4 protein-coding genes are annotated in these 3,446 nt (G+C 62.9%); 3 read left to right on the top strand and 1 reads right to left on the bottom strand.

What is annotated here, in order from left to right; all coding sequences use genetic code 11:
- The coding region (locus VNZ93_RS16720) for a DUF1688 family protein (protein WP_325707519.1) at positions 1-143 on the top strand (143 nt) is incomplete at its 5' end.
- 35 nt (positions 144-178) lie between these two features.
- Positions 179-808 carry a uracil phosphoribosyltransferase gene (gene upp, locus VNZ93_RS16715; protein WP_325707516.1) on the top strand — a complete coding sequence of 210 codons (630 nt, stop codon included), beginning with the start codon at positions 179-181 and terminating at the stop codon, positions 806-808.
- Positions 809-943: 135 nt separating this feature from the next.
- On the opposite strand, the gene VNZ93_RS16710 is transcribed toward upp, so the two are convergent.
- A complete protein-coding gene (locus tag VNZ93_RS16710) occupies positions 944-1,906 on the bottom strand; it encodes a tripartite tricarboxylate transporter substrate binding protein (RefSeq protein ID WP_325707513.1) in 963 nt (320 codons plus the stop codon).
- A 235-nt stretch (positions 1,907-2,141) separates the two neighbouring features.
- Here VNZ93_RS16710 and VNZ93_RS16705 point away from each other — a divergent pair, with 235 nt between their 5' ends.
- Positions 2,142-3,290, top strand: coding sequence for a CoA transferase (locus tag VNZ93_RS16705; protein ID WP_325707510.1), 1,149 nt, complete (start codon positions 2,142-2,144; stop codon positions 3,288-3,290).
- The last annotated feature ends 156 nt before the right edge of the window (positions 3,291-3,446 follow it).

Below are 3,446 nucleotides of genomic sequence, written 5' to 3'. Positions count from 1 at the left end.
AGCTTCAGCTTGACGCGGCCAACTTCCCGCTCGGGGCGGTGCTCGAGGGCGGCACCTGGGCGGCCGGACGACGTCTCGCCAATGCCAGGCGTCCGGGCGGGGCACCACCGATTCATGTTATCAGCGACGGCACTGTGTTTTAGCCATTTCGAGGATCGCCGGTTCTTTGGAGTTCAATATGCGCGGCGTCACTATCGTCGATCATCCATTGGTGCAGCACAAGCTGACCTTGTTGCGCGACAAGAACCGCTCGACCAAAGCGTTCCGCGAACTGTTTTCCGAGATCGGCAATCTGCTCTGTTACGAAGTCACGCGCGATCTCCCGCTCGAGATGATCGACATCGAGACGCCGTTCGCGTCGATGAAGTCGCCGATCCTGTCCGGCAAGAAGCTGGTCCTCGCGCCGATCGTGCGCGCGGGCATGGGCTTTCTCGAGGGCATGCTCGAACTCGTGCCCGCCGCGCGCGTAGCTCACATCGGGCTCTATCGCGATCCGCGCACGCTTGTGGCCGTGGAGTATTTCTTCAAGGCGCCCGAGGACATCGCCGAGCGCCTCGTGCTGGTGCTGCATCCGATGCTGGCGACCGGCAATTCGGCGGTCGCTGCTGTCGACCGGCTCAAGGAAGCCGGAGCGAAGTCCGTGCGGATCGTGTGTCTCCTTGCGACGCCGCAGGGCATCGACAAGGTGCAAGCACATCATCCCGACGTGCATATCTGGACGGCGGCGATCGATGAGGAACTCGATGCTTCAGGTTACATCGTGCCGGGCGTCGGCGATGTCGGCGACCGGATGTACGGGACGAAGTGATTTTCCTTCTTACCTCCCCCTTTCAGGGGGGAGTTCCGACCGTCGCGACCGCGCCTCATACTCCGCTCATTCCCGCGAAGGCGGGAATCCAGAAAGGATTGGGTCCCTGCCTTCGCGGGGTACGCACGACCTGGACTAATCCTTCTTCATCGCCGCCAGCAGCGCGTTCCACTTGTCGATATCGGCGCGGATGAATGTCTCGAATTCCTTCGGCGTTCCGCCGAGCACGTCGATCCCTTGCGTCGACATCGCTTTTGTCACGACCTCGGTCTTGAGCGCGTCGTTTGCCGCTTTCGACAGCTTCTCGACCACATCGGCGGGCGTGCCGGCCGGCGCCAGAAGTCCGATCCAGATTCCCACATCGAAACCTGGCATGCCGGCCTCGTCCATCGTCGGCAATTCGGGCATGATGCCCGCGCGCTTCGGCTGCGCGATGGCGAGCGCCTTCAGCTTGTCGTTCTTCACATGCGGGGCGAGCGTCGCCGCGACGTTGAACATGAGCGTGATGCGTCCGGCGAGGAGGTCGGTCAAAGCCTGGTTGCTGCCGCCCTGATAGTGCACGGCCACAATCTTCGTTCCGGCCTTCTGGTTGAACAGTTCCGCGGCGAGATGGCTTGCGGTGCCGGAGCCCGAGGTGCCGAAGGTCAGGCTGTCAGGCTTGCTCTTGGCGAGCGCTATCACGTCCTTCAGCGTCCTGGCCTGCACATCGGGATGCGCCACCAGCATGTTCGGTACGACGCCGAGCAGCGCAACCGGCGCCATCTGTTTGGAAAGATCGAAGCCCGATTTGGTCTGCGCCGGATTGAGCGTCTGCGCGACCGTCGCCATGAACAGCGTGTAGCCGTCAGGCGCTGCGCGTGCGACCGTATCGGCCGCGATCATCGAGGAATTGCCGGGCCGGTTTTCCACAACGACCGGCTGACCGAAAACCTGCTCCATGTGTTTTCCGACCAGTCGCGCCAGCGTATCGGCCGTTGAGCCCGGACCGAAGCCGACAAGGATGCGAATCGGGCTCGACGGATAGGTTTGTGCGAAGGCGGGCGCCGACACCGCCGTCAGGGCGGCAGCCAGCAGCAGCGAGGCGAAGCGTGACGACATTGTTCCTCCCGGACACAGCCGGTTGATCCGGCATGTTGTGCGTTTGCGCCATCTTGGCTGTGGCGCAGGGAACCGGTCAAACCTTTTGCCTGCGTTTTCTCGATCGTTTTGCCGCATGCCGCGCGGCTTTTCGGAGCGCGAAACATGGTGACGGGTAATGTTGACCTGTCAAACGTGTGATTGACATAGCAACTACGCGGGTTTTTACGTCGGCTCAGAAAAAGGACGCTGCCGGATGCAACTGCCGCTCAAGGACATCACTGTCATCGAACTTGGCCACAGCGTCGCTGCGCCGATCGCCGGGATGATCCTGGCCGAGCTTGGCGCGACCGTCGTGAAGGTCGAAAATCCCGGCGGCGGCGACGATGCGCGGAACTGGGGCCCGCCTTTCATGCATGGAGCGGCGAGCACCTTCCAGTCGATCAACCGCAACAAGCATTCCATCGCGGCCGACATGAAGGATCCGGCGACGCTGGAGACTCTCCGTCGCTTTATCGTCGAGAAGGCCGATATCGTGGTGCAGAACATGCGCCCCGGTCTCGTCGAGCGATATGGTCTGGATGCGGCCACGCTGCGCGCGCGGAAGCCCTCGCTGATCTATTGCAACATGACCGCGTTCGGTTCGGCAGGGCCGATGAAGGACGCGCCCGGCTACGATCCGTTGCTGCAGGCCTTCGGCGGACTGATGAGCGTGACCGGTCATCCCGGCCAGGAGCCGGTGCGCACCGGCCCCTCGATCATCGATCAGGGCGCCGGCATGTGGGCGGTTATCGGCATCCTGACAGCGCTGCTGCGCCGCAAGGATGGCGGCGATGGCTGCGTGGTCGATACCTCGCTGTTCGAGACCGCGCTGTCGTGGATGTGCATGCATGTCGCGCGCTACCTCGCATCGGGCCAGGTGCCGGGGCCCGGCGGCTCCGAGAATGGCGGCATGGCGCCGTACAAGGCTTACGAGGCGAGCGACGGATGGGTCGTCATCGCTGCCGCCAACGACAATCTATTCCGCCGGCTCGCGGGTGCACTCGGACATCCGGAATGGCCACAGGACCCGCAGATGGATACGAACGCAAACCGCGTACGCAATCGTCAACGCGTCAACGCTGCCGTGGCCGAGGTGATCATCACAAAGCCGCGGCAGTATTGGCTGGATACGCTTGCTGCGGTGTCGGTGCCTTGTTCTGCGCTGCAGACGCTCGACGAGGTGCTGAGCCATCCGCAGACTGAGGCGGTCGGCATCGTTCAGGAGAGCGCCGATCGTAAATTCAAGCTGGTCGGCCTGCCGCTGCAATTCGACGGCGAACGTCCGGCGTTCCGCAAGAATCCGCCGGCGCTTGCGGAAGACAACGACATGCTGCTGCAGCACAACGAGAAGCGCCACTCGTAAGCGCAAGGGCGCAGGGGGCGCAACAAGAAGGACAACAACATGGATGCCATCAACACTGACGCGCTGAATGTTTCGGTCCCGCTCGGCGAGGACTATCCGGATATCCGCGAAGGCGTGCGCGCGATCTGCAAGAAATATCCGGGCGAATACTGGCGC

Source organism: Pseudorhodoplanes sp. (assembly GCF_035565795.1).
GTDB lineage: Bacteria > Pseudomonadota > Alphaproteobacteria > Rhizobiales > Xanthobacteraceae > Pseudorhodoplanes.
Note: the sequence above shows the minus strand (reverse complement) of the source record. Positions and strands in the feature narration are given on the sequence as shown.

Coding starts and splice junctions, on each gene's coding strand:
- upp (WP_325707516.1), top strand. CDS start 179: ATGCGCGGCGTCACTATCGTCGATCATCCATTGGTGCAGCACAAGCTG.
- VNZ93_RS16710 (WP_325707513.1), bottom strand. CDS start 1,906: ATGTCGTCACGCTTCGCCTCGCTGCTGCTGGCTGCCGCCCTGACGGCG.
- VNZ93_RS16705 (WP_325707510.1), top strand. CDS start 2,142: ATGCAACTGCCGCTCAAGGACATCACTGTCATCGAACTTGGCCACAGC.